We start from the raw sequence: 3,073 nt of genomic DNA, 5'->3' as shown, positions 1-3,073 counted from the left end.
ACAGGAAAAGACCCATTGGTAAATACAAATAGAGTAGAAGATGTTTATACGTTTATTGAAAATGATTTAAAATATGCTGCAGCAAATCTTAAATCAAAAGTTAGATCGAGAACTCCTGGGTTTGAAAATATATTTGTGACTCAAGGTTCAGCTGAAGCTTTTTTAGCAAAAGTATATTTGTATGAAAAAAAATACGCTGAATCTAAAACAATGGCTGAAAAAGTAATTAATTCAGGCGAGTTTGGTTTGTTGCCAAATTTTGCAGATTTGTTTTTGACAAGTAAAAACAATAACCATGAGTCTATTTATTCTTGGCAATGGTCTGGTGCTATAAATAGTTATGGAGGTGGAAATTTTTCTAATATTCAGTATGGTATGGACGCTTTGAATGATAATGCTTCTTATGGAGCTACTTATATGCCAACTAACGATATTCAAAATGCTTTTGAAATTGGAGATTTAAGAAGAAAAGAATCCATTATGATTGATGGTGATGAATATCCTAAGCTTAAAGCGAATGGTGTTGAAGGTTTTGTTATGGATGCAAAAAAATATCCAACTCCAATTGACCAAACAGGTGCATTAGTGAAAAAATATGTTGTTGGTCAAGCAACTGGAGAAACCGGGCCAGCTGATCAATGGGGAGGAATGAACAATTGTACTTATATTATGCGTTATGCCGATCTTTTGTTAATCCATGCAGAGGCAATTATGGGTGGAGCTGCTGAAACTTCTAATGCTGCTGCAAAAGATTCATATAATAAAGTAAGAGTTAGAGCTGGTCTTGCTCCTTTAGGGACTAACGTGCCTTTAACAAAAGAGGCTTTATTTCATGAACGTAGAGTAGAGTTTGCTTTTGAAGGAGAGTTTTGGTTCGATTTAGGAAGATTACCACGTCAAGAAGCAATAGCTTTTGTTTCTCAACAAGATAGAGGTTTTGATTGGGGAGCAGTGTATTATACACCTACAGCAACTGATTTTATTTATCCAAAACCAGATATCGAAGTTAGAAAAAATCCAAAATTGAAAGAAGCTCCGGTTCCTTACGTTTTTAAATAATCTTAAAGAAATTTAACTATGAAAAATATAAAAAATAAAATAGTTTTGAAGTTGTGTTTTCTAGCTTCAATTTCAATTTTACTTCTCTCTTCTTGCTCAGATGATTCTGGAAGTAATGGTGGCGGGCCAGTAGAAGTAACAGGAATCACCAGATCAGTGGTTGACGATCCATTAGTGGAAGGCGACAGACAAGTTGATGTTCCTACGGATGTTATTAATGCTGGAAATTATTATATCATTAGAGGTTCTGGTTTTGCATCTTTAAAATCAATTTCGTTTAATGGCTTGGAGTCTTATTTCAATCCAACGATGGTTACAGATAATGCTATTGTGGTGCAGGTAGATGGAGACACGCCATATTATAACGAAATGGATGAAATGAAGATAGTAACTAGTTCAGGTACTTATAAATATACTATTCCAGTTCGACCTCCAAACCCTAATATTACAGGATTCCCAATCAATCCAAATCCTGGAGATGTAATCACAATTAAAGGAGAATTTTTTCTACACCCAGTTGTGAATTTTGGGGATACAAAAGTAGAACCTATTGAGGCATCTTTGACTGAAATTAAAGTACAAGTCCCTAATGATATTAAATTTAAGTATTTGTCTATTACTAATGTATCCGGTACTACAGTTGCTCCACAATCTTTTGGAAGTGCTATTTATGATGATGATAAAACTAATATTTGGGGTTGGGATGAAAAATGGGATGGAACCAATACCTTTGATTTAGCATATACTAAAGATTTTAGTCAAGGGTCTAAGAGTATTCAATGGAAATCAGGGGAATGGGATGCTTACATTATCGCTATGGCTTATTGGAATTTCACAGAGACAAACAAATACAAAGCCGTGAGATTTTCGATTAAAGGGGCAAAAGCTGGAAAAGTAAAGTTCTTTGTTAATGGAGATCCTGAACATAATATCAAGATTGTTGAATTTAAATCTGATAAATGGACTTATATAGAAATTCCTTTTAGTGATGTAGGTAATCCAACCACATTAGAAAAAATTGGGTGGCAGGAATTCGGTGGTTTTGGTGGAAACGAGATCTTACTGGATGATATCGGGTTAGTATTAAAATAATTTTGACGGATTCGAAAGAATGAATTTCGATTGTTAGCTGAAGTTCATTGATTAGATCTATAAATTAAAAACTAAAAGAGAATTTATGAAATGAGCATGATTTTAAATTGGTTGTAAAACCAATGATGATATGCGAATTACATATGACCGAAAAAAATAATAAATATCAACATATGAAAAATATATATAATAAATTAAAACATATTGCTGTATTTGCCTTTTTGGTTGCTGCAGTTTCTTCTTGTGATAATAACATTGAAGATATTGGAGGAGCCACACAAAATTACAACACAACATACGGATTGATTATAGCTAATAGCAATTTGACTGTGTTTACTAAAGCAATACAATTAGCCGGTTTAGAATCTACATTAAATACTACTGAAGATTTCACTTATTTTGTTCCTAACGATTCTACTTTAAATGCTTATTTGGTAGCTAACGGTTACGTAAATGCTTTGGGTTATCCAGATATTACTTTGGTTCCTGTTGCAGATTTAAAACAACTTGTTTTAAGCCATGTTGTCAAAGGTGTTAAAAAAAGAGTTGGTAAACTCGAAGGTGTTGCGGCTGATTATTTGGAAACAGGCGAATATGCCACAATGGCAAATACTGTGAATCCTGATTTATATTTATTAAGTGTAAATGTAACCAATGGTGTTCTAAAGGTAAATGGATCTGATAAAGTAGCGCCAGGGTTAGATTATTATGGAACAAATGGTTTTGTGCATGTTTTAGCTAATGTAGTTGAGTTAACTCCTCCAGCGCCGGTAATTTCAGGTTTGTCACAAGTATTGGCTTCTCCTGGAGATGTTATCACAATTACAGGACAACATTTTGTTAAAGTTAAAAGTGTTAAGTTTGGTTCTACTGCTGCAACATTTAAAGTAATATCTAAAACAGAAATTCAGGCAACTGTTCC

General features: G+C 33.5%; 3 protein-coding genes. All 3 read left to right on the top strand.

Going from position 1 to position 3,073, the window contains the following annotated elements:
* A partial coding sequence (locus VLC96_RS11295) for a RagB/SusD family nutrient uptake outer membrane protein (RefSeq protein ID WP_325263013.1) occupies positions 1-1,059 on the top strand: 1,059 nt, incomplete at its 5' end.
* Positions 1,060-1,077: 18 nt separating this feature from the next.
* Positions 1,078-2,151 (top strand): hypothetical protein, encoded by a 1,074-nt coding sequence (locus tag VLC96_RS11290; RefSeq protein WP_325263011.1) that lies wholly within the window; start codon positions 1,078-1,080, stop codon positions 2,149-2,151.
* Between the two features lie 173 nt (positions 2,152-2,324).
* Positions 2,325-3,073: fasciclin domain-containing protein (locus tag VLC96_RS11285; RefSeq protein WP_325263009.1), on the top strand; the 749-nt coding region annotated here is incomplete at its 3' end.

The sequence above is a fragment of the Flavobacterium sp. genome (genome assembly GCF_035456085.1).
Lineage (GTDB): Bacteria > Bacteroidota > Bacteroidia > Flavobacteriales > Flavobacteriaceae > Flavobacterium.
The sequence above is the reverse complement of the archived record's forward strand: the minus strand, read 5'-3'. Positions and strand labels throughout refer to the sequence as shown.